The organism is Persicobacter sp. CCB-QB2 (assembly GCF_001274635.1).
In the GTDB taxonomy this organism is placed as follows: Bacteria; Bacteroidota; Bacteroidia; order Cytophagales; family Cyclobacteriaceae; genus Persicobacter; species Persicobacter diffluens.
Genome location: NZ_LBGV01000001.1, coordinates 1,381,159 through 1,404,165, shown reverse-complemented (window position 1 = coordinate 1,404,165; position 23,007 = coordinate 1,381,159). Strand labels below are relative to the sequence as shown.

Sequence of the window (23,007 nt, the reverse complement as noted above, 5' to 3'; positions counted from 1 at the left end):
TGTTATGGATTTAGGGCAATGGGAGAAGATTGTTGGCTGGTAGGGGAAGTTCCCCCATGAATGAATTCATGGGTGAAAGGGAAGGCTAAGTGTATTGTAGTCATTCTTTTTGATAAAAGGAGTGGATATGGTGTAGAATGTTTTTTTGTGGATTGTTTAAATTTAGGAGTGTTTAGACTATTAGGGATGATCTCATGAATAAATTCATGGGTGATGGAAGAGTAGATGAGAAAGTAGTAAGCTTTTCTGTTGGTTTAGTCCAATGATTAAATTCATGGGTGAGGGAAGGGCTAGGAATGATTTTTCATAATTGAAGGAATTCTTACATCCTGGGATTTATGTGAGGGAAACCTTTATTCTCAAGGATGGTATGGTTTTCATGTCTCATTCCTATAGTAATGTATGGATCCATATGATCCTGGTGACAAAATTCAGAAAGCCGTTTATTAAGCATTGGCTGGAGGCTGATTTTCATGATTTTCTGAAAAAGGAACTACTGAAATGTGGTGGGAATTTTATAGTGATTAATGGTACAGAAAATCATATCCATATTTTGTATCATCATCCTATAACCCTATCCATTTCGCATGTGGCGAAGCAGTTAAAAGGGAGTTCTTCTCGCTGGTTTAATCTTCATTTTGAGGTTGGGGAAAAATTTCAATGGCAGGTGGGTTTTAGTGCTTTTTCGGTGAGCCAATCCCAAACGGATCGTGTTTATCATTATATCATCAATCAAAAATCGATACACTTGCGACGGGAAGTTGAAAAGGAAATTGAAGCTTTGAGGAGGTTGAATGGTTGTTAAATACCTTTGGCGTAATCTATTTTTTTGCCCACGAATGAATTCATGGGCAAAAAAGGAATCTTCAGGTGCATTATCTTGCGCATCTACCTAGAGTTTCGATCTGCCCTATGAGATGGGTGAAAAATTTAGGACAGCCTGATAATAGTTGGCTTACACGATGCGTCGGTTCTACCCAATTCCTTGCCCACGAATTCATTCGTGGGCAAGGAATTGGCTGGCCTCAATAACCATAATCACAAAAAATGCCTCCCCTGAAATTTCAGAGGAGGCCGGATATACGACTAGAATAATTAGTGCTTTGTTGATTTATAAGCCGTTTAAGTAGAAAGACATGCCGAGCATGATCATTCTGGTTTCTTGTTTTGCAAAGCTGTCCCGAATAAAGGAATCCGAGGAGGTCAATACATTTTGTTCGATGGTGTTTAGGACATCCCGGATGTTCAAATATACCTTTCCTTTACCATCGTAGAATTTCCTTTCAAAGTTAATGTCCATACTTCCATATCCCGCTGTCTGGGCGTTATTGGAAAGTTTGGTGGAGGTGTAGCGACCCGTCAGGGCGATACGGTAATTTTTCGCAAATTTGTATTCCACATTACCCTTAATGAAGTAGTAGGTCTGGGCTTTACTCAAATCTCCTTCACGATCCGGCATGTATTCATAAGACCAGGATCCGTCCACTGTTCCGCGAAGTCCGGGCACAATGTCTTTTTGTAAATAGACATTTAATCCGGCAACGGATACGCCTTCAATATTGTGGAAGGAATTGTAAATAGTATCGGCTTCTGACCACTGGTATCTGGCCACCTGATCAAAGATTTTTCTTCCAAATGCTCCTCCCTTAAAAGTATAGGTATCTCCGACTTTCAAATATTCTAATTCCAGATAGTGGGTTTTCGTCGAGTTCAAATCGGGATTACCCATGGTGATCCAAAGCGGATTGGCATCGTTCACGAAAGGGTTTAATTGCCCGGCACTTGGAGGGCGAACGTTATTCCGATAAGAAAGCATAATATTTTCGCCTTCTTCTTTCAAATCGTAACTCAGCTTGATGGTGTTGTTCAGGTTAGAGAACTGGTTCAGAAAGTCATCATAAACGCCCATTCCGGCATCCCATTGGTGAATATCAGTTTTACCCGTTTTATAGCGCATCCCCAGATTTAATCCAAAACGATCCCATTTTCCGGTAAAGCTGGCAAAAACATCATGGGCCATGGTTTCCGTGCAGGCATCCTGACGACGATCCGGATTATAAATCCAGTCGCCTTCATTTTCTTTACGATCATATTCTGCCGTCTGATTATTTTTCCGATAATCGAAATAATAACCGGTCACCACACGCATTTCTTCATTTATTGGCTGCGTGAAGCGTGCCTGAAAACGATGACGCATATTATCATTGGTACGGTCACCGCGATCCAGAATTGTTGCATTATCCTCCTCGGCATTGTAGATATAGTCACTGCCCTGGTGTTGAGAAGAAAAGCTTTCCTTATAATTCATCAAATAACGTAAGGACAGCTTTTGGCCACTTTCCCAGGTTTTTCGGTATTTGTTTTCATAACTGAAATCTCTGGTGAAGCCGTTGTTTTCATTGGTCCGAACGTTGGTGTTCCGGAAAGTTACCGAATCCAGATCGTAGAAATCGTTATTGTTCCAACTTTCGGAGAAATTATCTGAAAGGGAGTATCTGATGGTTCCACTTAATTCGGATTTATCTTTGAACTTATACGCCCACCAGGTGCCGGCACTTCCGTACCTCCAGCCATTTTTACTGGTATGGCTTTGCTCCATGAAACGTTCGTCGTAATTCAGTTGCTCATTATTCCCAAATGTTTCGCGGTCGCGCTGAGAATAATAAACCCATGGGTTAATGGTCAGGTTTTCGGTACGGACAGATCCACCAACGTAGCCTTTAGCGGAATTAAGGTTGCCGAAGTTTCCACCCATTCGAAAGCTGTTACCTATTTTGGCATCTTCTTTTAGAATAATATTGATCACCGGTCCGGAAGAGGCATATTCTACCGGTGGGTTCGTCATTAATTCGATAGAAGCAATAGATTGTTTCGGGATTTCCTGAAGCGGATTTTCCATTCCAGATTCTTCTCCATTTACTAAATAAGTAACACTTAGTCCACGGATAGAGGCATTTCCGTCAAAGTCCATTTCGACCCCGGGCATATTGGATACGATTTCCTCCATATCATCCGAACCCTGAGCATCCATATTGAATTTCATAGCACCCGGGGTGGAAGTACCGGATACTTTTTCTCCGGTGATCACCACACTCTCCAGCATTTGAGTCTGGCTTTTCAGTGGAATTTGTCCCAATTTGATATCACTGATATCAACAGTCAGCGCTTGCTCATATCCATCAAAACCCATACACTGGACTTGCATAAAAAAGGTGCCGGATTCTGTTAAAATTATTTCAAAGGACCCATCTTCTTCTGAAAATCCAGAGCCAATAGGATTAACATCCCCTTTATTTTTAAAAATGGCTACAGTAGCAAATGGGACGCCTTCATCTTTTTCCGAATCAACAAACTGGCCTGAAACACTAACAATGGTTTGTGCTTGAGTAACGGTAAGGCTGAACAGAAAAACAAGAAAGAAAGCGAGCTTAAAAAGCGGTAAGCGAAACTTCATTTTTCTCCAATTTCTCTAATAATATTGTTCAATGATAGGCAGAAACCTCGCCATTATCGAAATAAATACATTAGGATTCGGTTAGATTCGTTAATTTTTTTGATAGATTTTGGAATAGCCTGTAAATCAATGCTTAATGATTTTGGTGGGCATGCCTGAAAATCTTGGTTTTCCCCTTTTTTAGTGATATTAAAGAATTCTATCACATGGAAATTTTTAGAAAGGATGCAAAGAATAATTTGAAGTCTTAATGATTATTTAATTTACCCCCGAAATTTCAGTCAATTTCATAATGTTTTATGGCTGGAATTTCGGGAGAACTGGCGCTTTAAATATCAAATTTTAGACCTGCTTTTATTTGTTCCATGGGCAGGTCAAAAAAAGATGCACCCAGGCTATAGGGGCCTATTTCATAAGGATTGTAATAAAAACGAATACCTTCCTCGCTTAAACCAAAATTATTGTTGAGTTCAAATTCATTTTTGGGGAATTGAAACCCTGAAGATGATAAAGAGGTGGAGTCTGAAATGCCTCTTGCTTCTTTAAAAGCGGCTTCGCCCATGGCGGTTAATTCAGGGAGAAAATCTGGCCGGAATAAATCGGTTAAAGTGAGTTTTTGGCCGGTGGCACTATTAATTACTTTATACTGATGGGAAGTATTTCCATGTGCGCCTCCCATATATTCTTTTTGTGCAAAGTGAAAGGACCATAATTGAGGGTTGGTATATATTAAATCTACTTTTTTTGAATAAAACCATTTGGTTCTATTATCTCCTAAAAATTCAGTAAAATCTTCATAGATGACCATGTCATTTTCTATAAATGCCGAAATTTCCTTGACCGATTTAATACTATCTTCCTCAAAGAAGTCCATCACGGCCTGATTAAATCTTTCCTCCTTCCCGGATAGTGTTGCTTTCGTGATATAAGGTAATTCCACCTCAAAATAGGTGCAGGCATTCTTTTCCTCTTCTTCACAATCTTTTTCGTCTACTCGAAAGGTTAATGTTTCAAATTCAAGGGCATTTTGCTCGAAATGCTCCTCCTTGTTGCTCTTGGTTTCGCATGCGATGAGTCCAGTAAGGAGGCACATGATAATCAGTCCGAAATTTTTCATAAGGTTGATAGGTTTTGAGGGCTTAGAATTCATTTTAATTTTTTGAAAAGATACTTTGAATCGCTTTGGCTTTTAGCAGACACTCCCGGTATTCATCCTCGGCTTCCGAATCGATGGTAATGGCACCGCCCACCCAATAATGGGCGAATTTCTTTTGGTCATTATAAAAAAGACTGCGGATCACTACATTAAAATCGAAGTCTCCTTCAGGGCTCACATAGCCCAGTGTGCCGGCATATAATTCCCGCCTTCCACTTTCATATTGGTCGGCATGTTGCATCACGGAGATTTTCGGCGCACCGGTCATGGAACCCATCGGGAAGGATTTTTCCAACACATCTGTCCAGTGGTATTCCGGAGCCATAGTGGCGCTGATAGTTGAAATCAGTTGATGCACCTGCGGAAAAGAATACACTTCAAACAGCTCCGGAACCCGAACAGTCCCCGGGATGGCCGTTCGGGCCAAATCATTCCGAACCAGGTCCACAATCATCATGTTTTCAGCGATTTCCTTTTCAGAAGTTTTCAGATAATTGATCTGCTCCTGATCTTTCAAAGGATCCGTTCTTCTTCGGCTGGTGCCTTTAATTGGTTCTGAATAAATCTGATGTCCCACTTTTTTGACATAACGCTCTGGCGAGGCTACCATGGCATATTGATCTTTCAGTTTGTAAAAGGCTGAAAAGGGCATGGGCGACATTTCATTCAGTGCCCAATAGGCGGGTACCGGTTGAATCTCGGCCTGCTCTGCAATAAATTCCTGACAAAAATTTATTTCGTAAAAATCTCCCTGCCGAATATGTTCCTTGAGCCGGTCGATCATATTTAAATAAGCCTCCTGGGAAATTTGCGGATGGAAGTGAAGCTTAGTCAGTTGCGGATTATCGGCTATCTTGGTGGCCAATATTTCCTCTTTTAGCTTGCTTGGGGAACTATAAGTTTCTATTCTTACGCCGTCTTTTTCGAAAAAGCAAAGATGCTCCGGAACGAAAAAATGGAGGTCAGGGAATTCGGTTTTGGCCTTGTGTCGACTTTTTAAATCCTCTACCTCATTTTTCAGGTCGTAGTTCAGGTGGCCAAACAGCCAATCGCCATGCTTTTGGTGGAAAGCTTTAAGTTGCTCGAAAGCTTTGGCCTTTCCACCTTCGGGAATATGTAGGGTAGCTTTTGCGCCCACGGCCAGCATTTTGGGGAAATGGGAAAATTTTTCCTGTTGCCCATAATGATTGGGGTTTAAAAACAAAAGCTGTTCGTAGCTGGCCGCCCACTGCAGTAATTGTTTTTCCGAAAAGGAAGGAAAGGAAAGCTGATTTCTTTTCAAGGATGTTTAATTTTTTCACAAAAGTAAAAAAGCTATGGCACTAATAAAGACCATCAGAGGAAATGTAAGCCCTAAATTTGGGAAAAATGTATTTTTAGCCGACAATGCCACCGTAATTGGGGAAGTAGAGTTAGGGGACAATTGCTCCGTATGGTTCAATGCAGTGGTTCGCGGAGACGTGCATTATATTAAAGTGGGGGATAATACCAATATTCAGGACTTGGCTTGTATCCATTGTTCTTACCAAACTCATCCGACTACGATTGGTTCTAATGTAACCATTGGTCATAAAGCCATGATCCATGGTTGTACCATTGAAGACAATTGCCTGATCGGGATGAATTCGGTGCTTCTGGACGGTGTAGTGGTGAAAGAAGGTGCGATCGTAGCAGCTGGAGCAGTTGTTTTGGAAAATACAGTAGTAGAATCCGGTACCATCTATGCGGGCATTCCGGCGAAGAAAGTGAAGGAAATTGGGGATCGTAAGGAAATGATTCAGCGAATTGGTGAAAACTATTACCAAAAATACGCGACCTGGTATAAAGAGGAAGAATAATGAAGGAAGATCAAAAGCAGCAGTGGGTTGAACAAACCGCCGCTTATGTGCGGGAGAAATTTTTGGGAGAAGGCACCGGTCATGACTGGTGGCATATTTATCGGGTCTGGAAAAATACAAAGTTGATTTTGCAGGGGTACCGAAAGCCAATATGTTTATCTCTGAAATGGGTGCCCTGCTGCATGATATTGCTGATTTTAAATTTCATGATGGAGATGAGACCGTGGGTCCGAGGGTGGCCCGCGAGTATATGGAAGGGCTCGGTGTTGCCGAGCGGGACATTGCGGCAGTTGTTCACATCATTGAACATATTTCTTATAAAGGAGCCGGGGTAGCAAACAAAATGGAATCTATCGAAGGTTTGGTGGTGCAGGATGCTGACCGCCTCGATGCTATTGGCGCCATTGGTGTGGCCCGGACCTTCGCCTATGGAGGCAGTGTGGGGAACCCCATGCATGATCCGGAGCAGGAGCCAGTCCTGCATAAAGATTTTGAATCTTATAAAAATAGCAGGGGAAGTACCATTAACCATTTCTATGAGAAGTTATTGCTTTTAAAAGAAAGGATGAATACGGATGCTGCAAAAGTGATCGCCGAAGATCGTCATGCTTTCATGGAGGACTTTCTAATGCGATTTTATGCCGAATGGGATGGGAAGAAATAATTTTTCCGCTTTCTTTGCATTATTAGAAGAATGAAACAAATCTGAGATTGATGAAGAAAATTAATTTGGTAGTGCTGATGATGGTTGCTCTGGTAGGGCAGTCATTCGGTTGGGGGGCTAACGGTCACCGCGCCGTAGGTGAAATTGCGGAGCAACACCTTTCCAGTAAAGCGCGCAAGGCGATTCTGGCCCTAATGGGTGATGAGAACCTGGCCATGGCTTCTACCTGGGCAGATGAGGTGAAGTCGGATCATGCCTATGATTCTTGTAATGTTTATCATTACGTGAACATGAAAGGAGATGAGACTTATGAGCGTTCCACAAAAAATCCGGAAGGCGATGCGGTGATGGCTTTGGAATTGATGTCTTCTATTTTGAAGGATCCCAATGCCACGATAGAGAAAAAACGTGAAGCATTCCGTTATATTGTTCATATAGTGGGAGATTTACATCAGCCGATGCACGTTGGCCATGCCGAAGATTTAGGTGGAAACATAGTGAAAGTAAAGTGGTTCCGTAAGGATTCTAACCTGCACCGTGTGTGGGATTCGGATATTATCAATTATCTGGATTTAAGCTATACCGAACTGGCGCGCCATGTAGGAATTCCCAAAGAGGCTGAAGTCAAAGAATGGCAATCTGCCAAGGTATTGGATTGGGTAGAGGAGTCGCACCTGATCGCCAATGAGTTGTATGACAATGTTGGGGATGGGAATTTTGGTTACCGTTACGTTTATGATTATAAAGATGTGATGTATCACCAGATTCTTAAAGGTGGCGTTCGTCTGGCTGGCTACCTGAATGAGTTATTCGGATAATCTACTGGATTTAACATAATAACAATCCTCTGAGGGCTGCCTTCAGAGGATTTTTTTGTTTTGGGATGGGACGACTGGTGAATTATAAAGCCGTGATTTTTTCAATGGTAATACCCTTAAAGCAGTCATCGATACATCCTTCAGCCTGATATCCGGCTTTGGAAAGAATGCCAAGGTGATCTACTTCGAAGAAAACTTCTGCCGGGACTTCAGGTTTTAACCATTCGGTTTCTGCCAAATCATAAATTTCATCCATGGTCATTGGCCTGATGCCTTTTGGTGAAAGGCCTATATCCCCTCCAGTCTCCTGAAATCTTTCCTCGACTAAGTCACCGTTATCATCCCGGTATTGGGCATAATAATCTTTTCGAATGACTACTCCATTAGAAACGATAAGGGTGGATGCTGTTTGTAAAGAGGTAAAAGAGGAGGTTGTGCTGGTAAAGGAATAGGTGTTCGCATGCTCTTTCTTGAAGTTTCCCCAGGCTTCTCTACTTTCTAGTAGATCTGCGGTTATGGATGGACTAGGCTCTTCTGAGCAAGCGGTGAAGCAGAAGAGGGCCAGGATAAGGAGACTAAGTTTTTTCATTATGGTAAATTTTGGTCTCTCTCAATATATATTATTATTGCTTTTTAATCCAGTGATAATCAGTTAAAGTAAGAGATGATTATTGTTTTAGTGATAAAAATCAATAATAATTATGACTGATCAGGGAATGGCTACCTAAAGATTTAATTATATTTTTTTCATATTTGTGAATGTTTTGTAATTGAGGAGGAATAATGGAATTAACAATTAATATTTTTGCTTTAAATGAAAAGCATAATAAAGTACTTGCTTTAACCAGTGAGGAAATTATCATTAGTGATAAAAAGCACAAGACAGCAGAGAGTGTACTAAAATCTCTGGAGAAAAAGGGAATGCTCGAAAATTTAAGCAGAATCCCCCTAAGTCAAGTAATAAGACTGGAATACCGGGAAGAGGAAAACACTTTGGAAATATTTTTTCAAAATGCTGAGGGTAAAGAAAAGAGCAAATCGGTGGTGATGGCCAATACAGAAGACCGGGCTTATGTTATACAGCAATTGAAGGACAGTCGAAATTTTGTAACAACGCAAAGAGCTGAAAAAAAATGGGTGCCGCTGGCCATAAATGTGTTTTGGATGGCATTTGTTGGGGGCATGATTTGGTTGGGATTAACCACTAATGCCGCTTTGGCCCGCGGGGAGGAGATTGCTTACAGTGGTAGAAATCGGGGCATTAAAAAACTGATGACCATGGCCTTTGAGTTTTTAGGGGTAGAGGGCGTTTGGGCCGTAGGAATAGGGGTGATCGCCTATTTGATTTGGAGTGCTTATCAAAGGTTTCAAAATCCGCAGACGATCTATTCAATTCACGAATAAGTAATCATGTTATACGAAGGGGTGCCTTATGCTACCTTTATTGCCGGTAAAAGTAAAACCTTCTCTGAATCAATGGTTAAATTCTGATATTCTAAGGGTATTAGCTTTTTGTGGTCATGAAAAATTACGTACCTCTTCATTTATAGCGTGTTTAAAAGTTAAAATTCGTAACGAAAATTTGATTATAGCAGAAGCGATACCGGATTATTTTGGAGAGAATAGATGCGCTATTGTTGAGCAATTATCCAAAATCGCTTCCAATAATTCGAATTTGCAGTCGGAGGATGCGCTATTAAGCATGCTCTTAGTAAAGCATATAAATTGCTGAAGGCGAAATTATTTCCACTTGTCAAATTTAATCCGAATTATACCTCAATAGGTTTCGTGAGTAGTTTTTTTTATAGAGATATAGATCAGCCATTTAACACCTTATATTTAATATTCAAGGTTTTCTTTTTCATTTTTTCTTGATAAAAAACGAAACAAAAAAATCAAGGCTGTGATCAATATTGGCGGAACAAAGAACCTGCTGACGGAATCCCTCAAGGCAACATTTGGAGAGGGCAAAAGACTGGTGAAATATTGCTAAAATGTCGCTGTGATGCCTTCTAGTTGCCAGGAGAACCCTTGTCTATCCGCCCATTGATCAAGGCCGGACTGTTGATGCGGAAGATTTTATACCATAATATCAATACTGTAAAAGATAGTAATCTAACTCATAAACAAGCGCTCAAATCAACCCTCACTGAGAACTAGAACATTCCTATAATTTGCCCATTTGTAGTTTTAGGTAAAAGCCGTGGATTCGTGAGCCACACAAAGCAGGTTTTGGTCAGTTTGTTGGGTTTGATTTTACTGATTTACAAATAACACAAATTGCTTTCGGCTCGCTTACTCCTCATTCCTCTACTGCCTTGGGAAAACTCGAAACAGGAAAAATCTTTTATTTTTGCCTTACCGCTAAATGAGGGTTTAAACTTGAAAATCCGGGCGCATTAATATTCTTCAATAGCTTCCTCAGCTATGGTGTTGGGGAGCTTTTTCAAAACGATAGGTGAGGTCGAGATATCTTCCCAAGCGTTAATCATTTCATTAAGTTTTGGAAAAGCAGTCAAAGGATAGATACTATCCGATAATTCCAATTCGAAAATCAAAGTTAAGCTTTCTGCTTCAGGAAGCAGGGTGCAGGAAAAGTAATTTAAACCACCACTAAGCTGAATTTTTTGGTTGAAAAATTGGTGTTGTAACTGATAACCCCTTGGAATTGGGATGTGGTAAGTGATTTTTTGATGCAAAGGAGCCCCTAAATCCAGCGGAATGTTTCTGTCCGTAGTTCGTATTTGATGAGCTTCAAACTCTACCGGAAGGAAGATGTTGATTTGTTCTGAATGATAGTCAGCCTCTTCAACTTCAAATTCAAATATTTCTTTCAGAGGTTCTTGTACATTCTCCAGATTTAGTGAACGGTTGCTGATAATAGTGAAAAAGTGAGGGATCGTCCATTTTTTAATTTGGTAATTTTGTGGCTTTTCAGAGCGATGTTTTCTTCGTTCGTAAGCTGTAATGCCTTCCGAAATATATTCATTTTTATAGGAGAATCTTCGTCGGTTTTTGGTCGTGATTTGGGTGGACTGCTCCATAAAATATCCCCTTCCGATAATCGGCTTGATTGTCTTGACTTGATGCTGGGTTAAATGTTTGCCCGCATTCACTCCACATTCCAGTGGAAGCTCTCCCATCGTTCGGTAAGGACTAGTGCCATCGATGAATATGCGCTGCCCGTTAATTGCAATGATGGGGCAAACGTAATGATAATCTGATAAAGTTGGGAAGTTAGGGTTGGCCAGGGGTTTTTGTCTGATAGAGGAGATATAGGGGGTGGCATTAAATCCAGCATGATGTGCCAGTCCCAGAATGGTCAGGTTGATATCTGCTGAATTACCGTCACGCTTATCCAATAATTCGGATGGGCCATCTGCTCTGGCAATCAATCGAAATTTATTATTCCACCTCACATGTTGCGTAACGTATTCATAAATCTTCTGCAAATTTTCTTCATCGGCAGCGGTAACTCCAATTTCCCGCAGTAGCTTTTCATATTCTTCCTGATGGCGGAGATAGAATTTACCAAATTTGCTCATGGAAATCAGGTATTGCTGTATGTCCTCCCAATCCTTTGCAACTTCTATTCGCTCGCCTTCATTTAAAAAAGGAGCTACTTCCATCAGATAAATGTTCATTCTTTGAAAGTAATTTTGAACATAGGTGGCATGAGCCACAGGTTTGATTGCGGGAGCCTGATGAATAATAAATTTCCGACGCTCAATATTATAATCGTGTTTTACCTTCTTTTTGTCTTGTTGAATTTTAACACGAGCAGTCAAGCTTTCCTGCGAGGAGGTGTGAAAATCTAAATTACCCCTTGGACTGAAATTATAGGTTAAATTTTCCGGATACTGAACCTGCAAAATAGACCAGAGCGTAGGAAATTCAGCTTGAAAGCTCCAATCCGGCAGATGAAAATTGTCTCTGTAACGGTAAGTATATTCGTATTCTAATATGCAAGGACCTGAAATTCCATCAATATTGATCGAATAGGCTAAATTAGTACGCGTATTGGCTTTTTTAATATGATGAATATCCGTCTTGATCGGAGAAAATTGTCCGTCTGATAATTTGTACCATTTTGATCTAAACTGATCCAGTTCACCCTCCGTGTGCTGAGGCAGTTTAATGATAAAATTCAATAAAGATTGGGCGGCTTCAATGTTCTGAATCAAAATTTGACGGTGAATGGTTACCGTAGCGGTTAACTTACCGGAGAGCGCTGTAGGTTTTATTTCAAAATTGGCCTGATCCCATAATATGGCCGCATGATCCTGATGTAAGAAGCTGGAGACGCTGTCAGTAATTAAATTTTTGTTGATAGTCCCAAAAGTAGATTCAGGAATGTTATTGTTACCTGAAGCAAAGGCCAGCGCCGCTTGAGTGCTTATCAATATAAGGAGGAACAGTTTTTTCATGAGATCGTGATACACAATATTACTTGAAGATCGTAAATTTTTTATTGGTTTAATTATAAATATAGCATCTAATATTAATTTCTTTAATTATTGCAAATCGCTTACTGAATCCTTTACCCCAACTTTAGACGGCTTGTTTAAGCAGTTCGCTTGCCTGATGATGTGAGAATTATGCAAGTTGTAGACGGTTAGATTTTCTCTTGTCATTATGGGGGAATTTGCTGGAGAAGTTAATGGGGTTTTGTATCCAATTGTAGGCCAGTCGGTTGTGGGGTTTTGTGATCGCTGATTTGAATATTTTCCCTCATTTTTTTAGTATTTTCTTTTGGTTATTCTATGAAAGTATCGGGCTGTAGTGCAAAATCAATTTTTTATGCTAATTGGATCGGGCTTAGGGTAATTTTATTCTTCCACCCTTTTTTGAATAAGCAGGATTATGGATTAATTCTGTTTGGAGTAGAGGTGTCGTTTGGGTTTGATCTATTCGACATGAGCCTAAAACCCTCTTTATTCGAAAAAAGAGAGCATTGAATTATATTTTAATGAAATTCAATAAAGTGATGAAATTTGGATGATTTTTTGATGAGCTCAATGGCTGGTCTTTAGGCAGATTAGCTTTTTGAAAAATTATGTCATGTTAAATAAAATAAAAAAAGTACTATTTTCATTTTTAATTTTAACTTTTTCCACATTAGGCGCTTTTGCTCAATTACCGATAGGGCAAGATAAGGAAGAGGTGAAAAAAGATGAGCACGGTCGTCAGATTTTTGATGACAAAAAGGAACGTAAAGGGGTTAAATACAATCTTGTGCCTTTACCCTCCTACGACCCCGCTTCAAAATGGGGTATTTCATTGATTAATCTCATTAATTATTATCCCTCTAAAGGGGATTTAAAATCTCCGCCTTCTACCTCTGGCGCTATGGCGAATTACACCACCAACAACAGCTGGATGGCGGGAGTTTTTAATAAGATTTATTTGAAAGAAGATCTGTGGCGATTAACCGCATTTGGGTTTTATGGCGCTTTTAATACGGAAATGTATTTATCCACTGCTCCGGGGCAGGAGGAAGCCCCCATGGGATTAGCCAAAGTAACGACCAATATAGCGATCGGGAATTTCATGGTAGAACGGAAAATCTTTTCCAGAGTCTATTTGGGGCTGGGTTATCAATATAATGGCCGCCTGGTAGAAGGACGGGACTCCGCTTCACAAGAATTGCTCGATAAAAATCATTTTGGAGATGAATTTGAACATATGCACGGCCTGCGTTATGCATTGAGCTATGATACGCGGGATAATGTCAATTATCCATATTCCGGAATGATTGTAAAGGTGAGCATGGATCAAATGCTTGGCTCAGACAAGCAAAATATTTTTCTGGCCGATTACCGTCAATTTTTCACCTTAGGGGATAATGTGAGTAATGTGTTGGCTGTGCATGCATTCGGTAGGTTTATTTCTGCAGATGCTTCCCGCTCTTTTTGGTCTTCTTATGGGCGTGCCGGAGGCATCGCTCAACGAGGATATGAAACAGGACGATATAATGACTGAAACCTGGTGAATATGGAGGTGGAATACAGGAAGGAAACTCTCTGGCTGAATAGTAAGTTGGGATTTGTCGCCGCTGTATCTACAGGTAAAGTTTTTGGAAGTAGCAAGCATTCTTCCGGTATGTCGAAGGATTTTAAGGATGCAGAGTGGTTGCCTGCTGTTGCGGCGGGAGTTCGGTATAGATTGCTCCCATATGAGCGGTTGAATCTAAAATTTGATTATGCCTATGGCAAAACGGGCTCGGTATTTTATTTTGGTATCACGGAATCCTTTTAAATAAGGTAGCAGCCACAAATGCTGACTTTCGAGAGGAGCTCTCCAAGGATTTCTTCAGGTTGCATCTTTTATAACACCTTTTTCTCAGCGGGTGATTTTTGCCTGTTGATTTAAAAAATAGGCTATAGTATGCTTTAAAATTTTGCGGTTGATTGAGGGCGTGTTTAAAACCGTACCATCCGGCTTAACCCGAATTATTCACCGCTAAATTCAACAACCAAACCTAAGTAGGCTATTTTTAGATTATTATCCCGAATTATTCATCGCTAAATTAAGTAATTCACCTTAACTGAATTATTATCAACTCAATTGGCTCATTTTTCCTGATTTTTTTATAGCCCAAATTTGGGCAAGCTTGCTTTCTCCTCCTTCATCTGTTTCGTTGGAAAAAATTCGAAATAGGAAACTATTCCTTCATTTTTCCCGACTTGCAGTTAAACGAGGATTAAAGCATGAATTTTTCGGCTTAATGGAAATCCGATTTTTCGAAACGGATTATTGTTAATTGGCCTGATTTTTCTCAATGGTCAGATAGGCGGATTGTCGGTTGATGACTTCTTCCGCCATATTTCGGAGATAAGGGTAGTAGTTGGCATTCAGGAACCGGTATTGTTGTACATATTTGGAACTTATCGCCACCGAGTTTTGATTGATCTGGGTGAGCAGGGTAAGACTCCCGGCTTTATTAGGGAGTGCGATGCGGATATTTTCCGGAGGATTAGCGGCCTTTAGGTCCGTGGGAAGTACATAATTTAGGATGATTTGTTCGGAATAAGCATAGTTCAAATCGAGCGGTAAATTTCGCTCTTTATCCGATTGAAAGGGATTTTCATCCATCGTTTTGATCGGGATCAAAGGGAGTAAATCCGCGGCTTCTGACTGGTAGGGAAGGCTGCAGGTGATTTTAGTTTGCTTAAATTGATGTTCTACCTTTAAATCCGCAATTTCCTCCTGATTAATGTGGAATTTTCGGGCAATATATTCCGATACTCCTCCAGCGATGTTATCGATGCAATTGCCAATTAGACTAAGGGTCACCTGATAATGAGGATTTTCTTCGTTGAGGTTTAAGTACAAACTCCAAAGGGATTTACTTGGGGATTTGGGTTCCAGGTTTTCTATCCAGCTCGCTTTACTTTCACATACCAACGCCTGATTATTCCAGCAATCAGGATTGATATAGCCCATGGGTAAAGAGGGCTGGGTAGCATCCATAAAATGCCATCCGTGTTCCGCTGGGATGCCCACAATAAAGGTGCTGAATTGATCCCGGAATGCGCCTACTTTCGTAATAAAGCCATGTTGGGTTGGCGAGGTGGCAATTAATTGGGCGTCCAGTCCGTAGGACTTTAAAATGGAATACAACACCAGATTGATTTCCGCAGAATTACCTTTCTTCTCTTTGGCTAATTGTGCCGGCGTTCTCCTGGCGGAGGAACTGTACATGCCATTCCACTGATATTTATTTTGTACTTCCCTTAAGATGAACTTTGCCTTTTCGATGCCCTCATAGTCATTGACGTTCACAGGCATGCTTTCCGCCAGGGAAGTCACTTTGCGTAAAAATCTATAATTGTTCCCGCTTTTCCGAAGTTCATTGGCCAGGTCCTGAATGTCATGCACATAAGATTTCATTTCAGTTCCTCCCATTGCTCCACTGGCAGGATATTCCTTTAATTGAAGGGAAAGCTTATTGGCATAGTTGAAAGGATTGTCTACAAATCGAGCATTGGGATCATATCCTTTGATATTTTCTAAAGTCCAGGTATTGGTGTTTTTATTGGCGTATTTTTCTGTCATTTCATCGCCTTTCATGACCATTTGATATTTCAGGTAAGAAGGCGATAAAAAGGAAAAGGTGGATTTTAAAATGGGGTAGCGCGATAAATAATTCCACGGACCGATGAAAAAGAACCGCTTGGAGGCCAAAGTGTATTCCCACTCAATGATTGCACCTTTTTGTAATTGAGGGAAGATCAGGGAAACTTTACTTCTAAGTTCGGAAATTTCCGCAGTGGGCATTTGTTCCTTACTTAACTTGATTTTGGTGTAACTTCCATCAGGCTGCGGAATGTGCACCACGGCATTTAAGCTATGAATACTTTCCATATCCTGATGATGATAGAAAATGATTTCCACTTTTCCTGATTCCTCCACCTGATCAGTGAGTAATTTTCTTCGGAAATGTTTTTTATGGAAGACGGCAGGGCCAAAGGTAACTTTACAGTTTTGAAACAGTTCCACGGCATCGGCTTCGGGTTCAAAATCTACCCTAATTAAGTTATGTTCTTCCTTGCTGAGCTTGCCAAATTTTGGGGCTTTGGCCCAGGAAGGGCTGGCCGTAAATAGTAAGCAAAAAATGTTGAAGTATAAAAAAAGGCGTTTCATAACGGATGTCTTATTGTTTATTGGGATTATTTTTCAGTAGGACGACCTGCTCCTGCAAAGCCATGAGATCTTCTGTTAATTGACGAAGGATGGGAAAAAATTCAGCCGGTAAAAAGCGTTGATTGTTATAAAAATGACTAATGGTTGTTAATGCGTTTCCCGTATAGGCACTCTTTAAGGTGAAGCCGCCCATTTTATTGGGTAATAGGTACTTTTGTTCATCAGGTGACGAGAGGGGGGCTATCGTTTTTGGAAATAATACATTGAATATTATTTTTTCACTTGCGGGATAGCCCAAATCTATCGGATAAATTCTCTCCTTGTCAGAGGCAAATGGATTTTTTGTAAAGGATTTAAAAGGGAGTACGGCTAAGGTGGATTCCCCTTCCGAATCATAAGCTGCGTAACATTCGATCTGAATCCCTTTCTCATTTTTTACTATGGAGAATTGTTCAATGTTTTCCGGCTGTATGTTGAGGTGGCGGGCAATATAATGCTTAGGCTGAGGGATGATTTTTTGCATCTTATGCCCATTAGCTCTTAATTTTATCTGGTATTTAGGCTGAGCCGCTTTCAGGTCAAGAACGATATTCCATAACTCCTGGCTTCGGCCTTTATCCGAGAGGCTTTCGATGATCCATGGAGTTTCCGAACAGCAAATGGCGGCATTTTCCAGATAATTCGGGTTAATAAAGCCTGGGGGTAAATGCGGTTGGCAAGGATCGATATAAATCCACTCTTCATTAAGTTTGAGCCGGAGGAACATGGCCGAAAAGTTCGGCAAGAAAGGGTATTCCGGTTGTATTTTAATGTGTTGGGTAGGGGCGGAGAGGATCATTTCGGATTCAAAACCCTGTGATTTTAAAAAGCCATATAGGCCTAAGGCCATCTCTGTATCATTACCGCTTTTCTTTTTTAAAAATGACCTTAGCGGTTGGCTGGCCGAATAAGAATATGAATTATTCCATTTGAATTCATTTTTATACCAGTCGATGATTTTTAAGGCATCCCCTGCGATGGAATCCGGGAAATGAGTTTCGAAATATTTTTTATAGGCATGGGATTCGTTTTTATACTTAGGACTTTCCCCAGCCATAAAGATGTCGGTGACGATGGTATTGAGCTGTTGTGGGAGCCAAAGTGTGTCTATTGGGCTATTGGTAAAATGATTGGAATTCCCTTTTTTTTTCCGGGACACAGCCTTGAGCCTTCCTTGGTGTAAGGTCACGGAATTGGAATAATTTTGAACATTATCTAAGAAAGGAATATTTTGATTTTGAGCTTTAATGTTTTCCATTTCCCAGCGATAAAGCAGGCGGCCCTCATCACCTTGATATTTTTCGATTAATTCCTTCCCCCTGAGCATAATGTGCCAGGGAATGCTGTAGATATTTACGGCGAAGGAAGATTTTTTAATCGGGTAGACGGAGGAAAAGTGCCAGGGGCCAATTCCCAAAAAGGAGTAAGAGGAAATCGTATATTTCCACTCCAAAATGGCGCCTTTTTGCACCTTTGGAAATAATAGGTTGACTTGTCGGTACTTATTGTCCAGATTTACCTCAATTATATTTTCAGGGGCAAGTTCCTTTTTTTGAAAAGTGCCGTCTCCTTTAGGCGTGTAGATCACCGCTTTCAGGTCCCGGATGGACTCCAGGGATTTAAAGGCAAAATATTTGATTTTGATGTCTGCCGCCTCCCCATAATTATCCCGGAGGATTTTTCTTTTATAATGGTGTCGGTAGTGTATGCCATTTTCCCAGCTGACCACACAATCCATTAATAATTCAAGTGCTTCAGATTTTTCATCGATATAACTTTCCGCATCCTTTGACTGCGACTGCGGGCAGGAAGGATGCGAAAAAATAAGGAAAATGCTTCCGAAAAATAGCTTTAAAAATAAATGAAATTTTTGCAAACCGTTAATGATTAAGCGTCTGGATCAAGCTGATCTTTTGATTGTCATATTTGCGAATCTGATTTCTGAATTTTACATATTCCGAATAAAGTTCAGGTGCGTATTGCCCTGCTTTCAAATGATAGGTTCTATGGAAAATGAGTTGTTGGTCCCGGCAGGTGATGACGCATTTATACCAGCCGAACTCACTTTCCAAATGAATTTCTTCCGGTAGTTTTTGGGCGGAATATTCCACCGGGATTTCCCATATGATTTCCTGCTCGCTGGAAAAGCCGTTAAAGAACATCATAGGGAATAGGCGTTCTTTGTCGATGATTTTTTTTCCTCCAGCGGACAATATTCCCGGACTGAGTAAAAGGCGATTCCCGGCTTTTTTCACAACCTGCGGAACGCTAAGGTCTAATTGTTCTTCAAAAGCGCAGCTTTCCTTTCGGTTTTCGATTTTCAAATCATTGATTTGGAAAGATTTTAGGGGTAATCGTTTATAATAGTAATCCTTAAGTTCACTTTCTTTCTTTTGACTGAGGTGTTCCAGATAATCATAATTTTGGCCCCGGTAGCTGCTGTGGAGGCTGACGGTTCCTTTGAGATGCTTATCAATGCTTATGGTCGCTTTATGTTCCTCCAGATTCTCCTCCGCTTTAAAGTTTTGGGTTTTGACCAGTTTGCTCTGTGCTCCATCTATCCATAAGGCATACCGGTTGCCGGTAAAAGTTCCCAAATAGCCAGCGGGCAAGCTTGAGCTGGTGCATTCAATCCAGGTGGTGTCTTGTGGATGTGGAACGCCCAAAATCACATGATTGAACTGGTCCATTACCGGATCAATTTCAAAAATGGTATTTTGCCTTCCCCCATACACCAGGGCAGGATGTGATTTAATGCCTGCATGTTTCAGCATGCCCATCGTCAGGGTGGTAAGCGCTTTACAGTCTCCGTAGCCGGTATCGAAAGTTTTGGCAGCGGTTTGGCTTTGATTTCCACCAATCCCCACCTGAATAGAGATATAGCGGGTATTGTCCTGCACCCATTCATAAATGGCCTGGATTTTTTCTTTTTCCGATTTACCTGCTACCAGTTGGTCTACTATAGCCTGAAGCTTTTCCGGGATTTCCTCCCGGCCCTGATTCAACTCCGCATACCAATTTCCCAACATAGCCCAGGAACTGTTGGATCCTTTCCATTTTTCGTATTCAAAACTTTCAGGGATCAATTGCAGAACAGGGATTTGGTTACTTGCCGGAAAGTGCGACTCCCATTCTTTTTTGGGTGGCAGATTTACCGCCGACCACCTGATGGCTTCTATTTGTTTGACTTTCGAAAATTCGTTGCCCTCAAGCAATTGTTCAAAGGTATCAAAGGCATAGTCTTGGGATAGTTTACCACATAAATGGATTGATCCACCTGAACTTTTAATGCCTCCTGTGGCGTCCAGGGAGGGATACTATAAAATCCTTTTTTATATACTTTCTCATACTCCAGCTCCAGATGCATGGGGTATTTTGCCCGATTCATTTCTGCGTATTGCAGTCGGCTGTCGGTTACATCATTATTACCGGAAGCGCTGACGTCAATGATGTCCGCCTTTTTTAGTTTGAGTACCGTCTTGCCTCTGTCATCCAGAATACGGGCATTAAAAGTGGTGATCTCCGAGTTTCGGTTATAATAGGCGTAATGCATGGCTAATTTTTCCGCCTTTTTGTTATAGATCGTCAGCACTATTTTCTGGTACTCCCGCATGCTTTTAGAGGAGTTAATCTGTATATGAGTAGAGTCGTAATGAATCCTGGCATTGGTATTTTCTACTACCGGTTGCCGGAACCAAGCACTATAAGGCATTTTTTTGATTTGCCCAAAGGAAGAAAAGCAGCATGTAATTAGCATGCTGCTCAGGAATATTTTTTTACCGATCATGATTAGAGGGCAGTTTTAGTAAGGATTATTTCTTCTCCAAAAACCCGCAGGGCTTCGTCATACAAAGTTTTGAAGAATCCGAACTGGTCAGGCTCATATTGGCTATGACCCGTTTTTACTTCATAAATAAGCGTAATAACGTTGTTGGTAACAGAAGGAGTGAAATGAAAATAGGTCTTCTTATCCGGAAAGCTCACTCGGACAGGTTCCAGTTTATTTTCCAGTTTATATCCCTCCGGAATATGAATCTGGTACATATATTTATCCTTCATGGTACAGCCAAAATTCAGCGGAATAACCCTGTTTTCTTCCAGAAAATCATTGTCCTCTTCCTTGAAAGGAAGGGGGATGTAGATTTGTTCGCCCAATGCTCCGGCTCCTTCATCATATCGCAGGCTAATATTTTCTGTATAAGGTTTGTAAATATGCTCCAGGTCTATACCCTCCACTGATTCCACTTCGAAATCGGGCAGACTACTGGTATAGGCTTCCAAAATTTCATCATTTTCTTTTCCCAGATGGTTACTTCTTTTGCGAAGGGCGGAGTAGCCTTTGGAAATTATTTTTCCTTCATAATGGATACTTCCGTCTTCCTGTGGCTTAATGGATAATTGTTTGGCGCTGGTCCAGCCGTGGCCAGTGGGGATATCGATCACCTGGCTATGTTTTTCTGCTAAAAGCTGTCCCCGATCAGATAAACAACGGAAAGGCACCTGCCCCAATGGCTGGAGTTTGGAAGTAGCATCGAGGAACAAGCGTTGGTTATTGAACGAAAGTAAGACGAGCGGATAATTATAATCTTCGATGATTGGAACGGCAAAATTCGGGCGACCATGGTCTCTGGTACTAACCAATACCGGCTTTACCGTATAACCCGCATGGTGCAGGAGTCCCGCCAGGAATAAATTCATTTCCGCTGCATTACCGGTTTGACTTTCGATGAATTTTTTGGGATGATTCACTTTGGTCGTCAGACGGTTTTTGCTATTCCATTGATAATTGTTTTTAACGTACTCGTAAATGGCGACCACCTGTTCCAAGGAATGTTCAGATTGCGGGGCAATGGATTCCAAAATGGCTTTATAGGTGCCTTTTTTGGCTAAATAATAACCTCCAAAATGAGCGTTTTTTTCCAATTCATCCGATATCTTTTCCCAGGAGTTTAGGAAGTTCTGAATGGAATTATCGCCCGGGCTTCTGTAATAATTAAGATTAAAGCGAATTTGCTGGTAAAAATCGACCAAAGCCGTGGAGAACTTTTGTGGCTTCAGAGCGGGTAGATTGTGATAGACATATTCATGGATGTCATTGACATAGTTAAGGGGTTGGCTATCGGTGCCGAAAGATATGGATCCGGAGGCAGTTCTACTATCAGCATGAAATGGGGCATGAAATCCTTGAGTAGGGGTGCTGAATTTAAAATATTCTGGAATAGTGGTCGTGTGTTTACTCCAAACCGTTGGGATGTTAGACTGAAAACGCCAGGTTTCAAGGTCATAAGCACGGTCTGTCCTTAGGGTATATTCTAATTCAATAATGCTTCCTTCCTTCACATTGGGGAACATTATCTTTCTTTTAAAGTGAGTATCGGTTACTTTTTCTCTTAATATATTATCGTTGCTTAATTTTATTCTGGAAACTTTTCCACCTTCCAAATTGTAGGTATATCCTTTGATATTAATCAAATCTTTTCTACCTCCTGATAGATCGTAGATATCCAGTTCAATATTGGCATATTGGGTGCCGGCTTCTTTTTGAATTCTGATAATTTTGTGGTGCTTGAAGGAGCGCATCCAACCCAGATCTTTGGTATAGCTAATGATTTCATTTCCCTCGTCGTAGATGATAAGCGCATCATCTTCATTATCGACACCTTCAAAGGTTTTGGTAAATAAGGCTGCAGAGACTTTTCCCATTTTAAATTTGGGAAGTTCTTTCTCAGCAGAATAGCCGATGGTAGATATTAAAAATAGGGATAAAAGAAAGAAAAAATACTTCATGTTGGAGCTATTTTCGGTAAAATATCGCTAAAAATAATAATTATTTTAGATTATATAAAATATAGCAAATACGGCCTTTTTGATATTGCTATTTTATATTCATTCTTGATAAGTTTTTTCCTGAGATTGGAGGTGGTGGATAAACAGTATCATTTTTTTCAAGAGCGTTGTAGAAACCGCAGCATTCGTACAAATTCAAATATTTGAAAGCGATTGGGGATTTCGCTTTAACAATCGGGGGCGGTTTATTCCAATTTATTGCGACCTTTTTTGTAAAAATCAGCCTAAATGTATTTACCGACAAATTGACCGATACCGCTAAAAGGTGCTATTTTCAGTTTAATGGGTTGTTTTTCTTTGATTATTAATTGCCAAATTAACCCGAATTATTCACCGCTAAATTAAGTAACCCGCCTTAACTAATTTAAAATCAACTCAATAGGATTGTTTCTGCTGATTTTTTTATAGCCCAAATTTGGGCAAGCTTGCTTTCTCCTCCTTCATCTGCTTCGTTGGAAAAAACTCGAAATAGGAGACTATTCCTTCATTTTTCCCGCCTTGCAGCTAAAAGAGGATTGAAGCATGTATAATCCGGGTTAAGGCAG

General features: G+C 40.6%; 17 protein-coding genes. 7 read left to right on the top strand and 10 right to left on the bottom strand.

Going from position 1 to position 23,007, the window contains the following annotated elements:
* Window positions 1–370: 370 nt before the first annotated feature.
* Window positions 371–805 (top strand): IS200/IS605 family transposase, encoded by a 435-nt coding sequence (gene tnpA / locus NG22_RS06310; protein WP_367379241.1) that lies wholly within the window; start codon window positions 371–373, stop codon window positions 803–805.
* A 306-nt stretch (window positions 806–1,111) separates the two neighbouring features.
* Here the strand turns inward: tnpA and NG22_RS06305 are convergent, their stop codons facing one another.
* The 3 genes from NG22_RS06305 to NG22_RS06295 form a co-directional block, all read right to left on the bottom strand.
* Complete coding sequence (locus tag NG22_RS06305; RefSeq protein ID WP_053404946.1) at window positions 1,112–3,454, bottom strand: outer membrane beta-barrel family protein; 2,343 nt, start codon at window positions 3,452–3,454, stop codon at window positions 1,112–1,114.
* A gap of 328 nt (window positions 3,455–3,782) precedes the next feature.
* Window positions 3,783–4,571 carry a DUF3298 and DUF4163 domain-containing protein gene (locus tag NG22_RS06300; protein WP_172674339.1) on the bottom strand — a complete coding sequence of 263 codons (789 nt, stop codon included), beginning with the start codon at window positions 4,569–4,571 and terminating at the stop codon, window positions 3,783–3,785.
* Window positions 4,572–4,605: 34 nt separating this feature from the next.
* Entirely contained in the window at window positions 4,606–5,892 is a 1,287-nt protein-coding gene (locus NG22_RS06295) for an anthranilate synthase component I family protein (protein ID WP_053404944.1), read from the bottom strand.
* Window positions 5,893–5,926: 34 nt separating this feature from the next.
* Between NG22_RS06295 and NG22_RS06290 the strand changes: the two genes are divergently transcribed.
* The 3 genes from NG22_RS06290 to NG22_RS06280 all read left to right on the top strand — a co-directional run bounded on the left by NG22_RS06290 (window position 5,927) and on the right by NG22_RS06280 (window position 7,930).
* Window positions 5,927–6,448 (top strand): gamma carbonic anhydrase family protein, encoded by a 522-nt coding sequence (locus tag NG22_RS06290; protein ID WP_053404943.1) that lies wholly within the window; start codon window positions 5,927–5,929, stop codon window positions 6,446–6,448.
* A gap of 88 nt (window positions 6,449–6,536) precedes the next feature.
* Complete coding sequence (locus NG22_RS06285) at window positions 6,537–7,112, top strand: HD domain-containing protein (protein WP_253275654.1); 576 nt, start codon at window positions 6,537–6,539, stop codon at window positions 7,110–7,112.
* 50 nt (window positions 7,113–7,162) lie between these two features.
* A complete protein-coding gene (locus tag NG22_RS06280) occupies window positions 7,163–7,930 on the top strand; it encodes a S1/P1 nuclease (protein WP_053404942.1) in 768 nt (255 codons plus the stop codon).
* An 82-nt stretch (window positions 7,931–8,012) separates the two neighbouring features.
* Here NG22_RS06280 and NG22_RS06275 read toward each other — a convergent pair whose 3' ends face one another.
* Complete coding sequence (locus NG22_RS06275; protein ID WP_053404941.1) at window positions 8,013–8,519, bottom strand: hypothetical protein; 507 nt, start codon at window positions 8,517–8,519, stop codon at window positions 8,013–8,015.
* A gap of 194 nt (window positions 8,520–8,713) precedes the next feature.
* Between NG22_RS06275 and NG22_RS06270 the strand changes: the two genes are divergently transcribed.
* On the top strand, window positions 8,714–9,334 hold the full coding sequence (locus tag NG22_RS06270) for a hypothetical protein (protein WP_053404940.1): 621 nt from the start codon (window positions 8,714–8,716) through the stop codon (window positions 9,332–9,334).
* Between the two features lie 995 nt (window positions 9,335–10,329).
* On the opposite strand, the gene NG22_RS06265 is transcribed toward NG22_RS06270, so the two are convergent.
* A complete protein-coding gene (locus NG22_RS06265; protein ID WP_157600889.1) occupies window positions 10,330–12,333 on the bottom strand; it encodes a hypothetical protein in 2,004 nt (667 codons plus the stop codon).
* Between the two features lie 658 nt (window positions 12,334–12,991).
* Between NG22_RS06265 and NG22_RS06255 the strand changes: the two genes are divergently transcribed.
* Window positions 12,992–13,912 carry a BamA/TamA family outer membrane protein gene (locus NG22_RS06255; RefSeq protein ID WP_053404937.1) on the top strand — a complete coding sequence of 307 codons (921 nt, stop codon included), beginning with the start codon at window positions 12,992–12,994 and terminating at the stop codon, window positions 13,910–13,912.
* A gap of 12 nt (window positions 13,913–13,924) precedes the next feature.
* Window positions 13,925–14,188 carry a hypothetical protein gene (locus NG22_RS06250; protein ID WP_053404936.1) on the top strand — a complete coding sequence of 88 codons (264 nt, stop codon included), beginning with the start codon at window positions 13,925–13,927 and terminating at the stop codon, window positions 14,186–14,188.
* A 501-nt stretch (window positions 14,189–14,689) separates the two neighbouring features.
* Here NG22_RS06250 and NG22_RS06245 read toward each other — a convergent pair.
* The 5 genes from NG22_RS06245 to NG22_RS06225 form a co-directional block, all read right to left on the bottom strand.
* Window positions 14,690–16,576, bottom strand: coding sequence for a DUF3857 domain-containing protein (locus NG22_RS06245; RefSeq protein ID WP_053404935.1), 1,887 nt, complete (start codon window positions 16,574–16,576; stop codon window positions 14,690–14,692).
* A 10-nt stretch (window positions 16,577–16,586) separates the two neighbouring features.
* Entirely contained in the window at window positions 16,587–18,491 is a 1,905-nt protein-coding gene (locus tag NG22_RS06240; RefSeq protein WP_053404934.1) for a DUF3857 domain-containing protein, read from the bottom strand.
* 4 nt (window positions 18,492–18,495) lie between these two features.
* Window positions 18,496–19,701: a transglutaminase family protein gene (locus NG22_RS06235; protein WP_157600888.1), complete on the bottom strand. Its 1,206-nt coding sequence runs from the start codon at window positions 19,699–19,701 to the stop codon at window positions 18,496–18,498.
* An 89-nt stretch (window positions 19,702–19,790) separates the two neighbouring features.
* Window positions 19,791–20,327 (bottom strand): DUF3857 domain-containing protein, encoded by a 537-nt coding sequence (locus tag NG22_RS06230; RefSeq protein WP_053404932.1) that lies wholly within the window; start codon window positions 20,325–20,327, stop codon window positions 19,791–19,793.
* Between the two features lie 77 nt (window positions 20,328–20,404).
* Window positions 20,405–22,402: a transglutaminase domain-containing protein gene (locus NG22_RS06225; protein ID WP_053404931.1), complete on the bottom strand. Its 1,998-nt coding sequence runs from the start codon at window positions 22,400–22,402 to the stop codon at window positions 20,405–20,407.
* Window positions 22,403–23,007: the final 605 nt, after the last annotated feature.

What these genes read in the sequence shown, in the direction of transcription:
- tnpA (WP_367379241.1), top strand. Translation starts at nt 371, where the DNA reads ATGGTTTTCATGTCTCATTCCTATAGTAATGTATGGATCCATATGATC.
- NG22_RS06305 (WP_053404946.1), bottom strand. Translation starts at nt 3,454, where the DNA reads ATGAAGTTTCGCTTACCGCTTTTTAAGCTCGCTTTCTTTCTTGTTTTT.
- NG22_RS06300 (WP_172674339.1), bottom strand. Translation starts at nt 4,571, where the DNA reads ATGAAAAATTTCGGACTGATTATCATGTGCCTCCTTACTGGACTCATC.
- NG22_RS06290 (WP_053404943.1), top strand. Translation starts at nt 5,927, where the DNA reads ATGGCACTAATAAAGACCATCAGAGGAAATGTAAGCCCTAAATTTGGG.
- NG22_RS06280 (WP_053404942.1), top strand. Translation starts at nt 7,163, where the DNA reads ATGAAGAAAATTAATTTGGTAGTGCTGATGATGGTTGCTCTGGTAGGG.
- NG22_RS06275 (WP_053404941.1), bottom strand. Translation starts at nt 8,519, where the DNA reads ATGAAAAAACTTAGTCTCCTTATCCTGGCCCTCTTCTGCTTCACCGCT.
- NG22_RS06270 (WP_053404940.1), top strand. Translation starts at nt 8,714, where the DNA reads ATGGAATTAACAATTAATATTTTTGCTTTAAATGAAAAGCATAATAAA.
- NG22_RS06255 (WP_053404937.1), top strand. Translation starts at nt 12,992, where the DNA reads ATGTTAAATAAAATAAAAAAAGTACTATTTTCATTTTTAATTTTAACT.
- NG22_RS06250 (WP_053404936.1), top strand. Translation starts at nt 13,925, where the DNA reads ATGGAGGTGGAATACAGGAAGGAAACTCTCTGGCTGAATAGTAAGTTG.
- NG22_RS06245 (WP_053404935.1), bottom strand. Translation starts at nt 16,576, where the DNA reads ATGAAACGCCTTTTTTTATACTTCAACATTTTTTGCTTACTATTTACG.
- NG22_RS06230 (WP_053404932.1), bottom strand. Translation starts at nt 20,327, where the DNA reads ATGCCTTATAGTGCTTGGTTCCGGCAACCGGTAGTAGAAAATACCAAT.
- NG22_RS06225 (WP_053404931.1), bottom strand. Translation starts at nt 22,402, where the DNA reads ATGAAGTATTTTTTCTTTCTTTTATCCCTATTTTTAATATCTACCATC.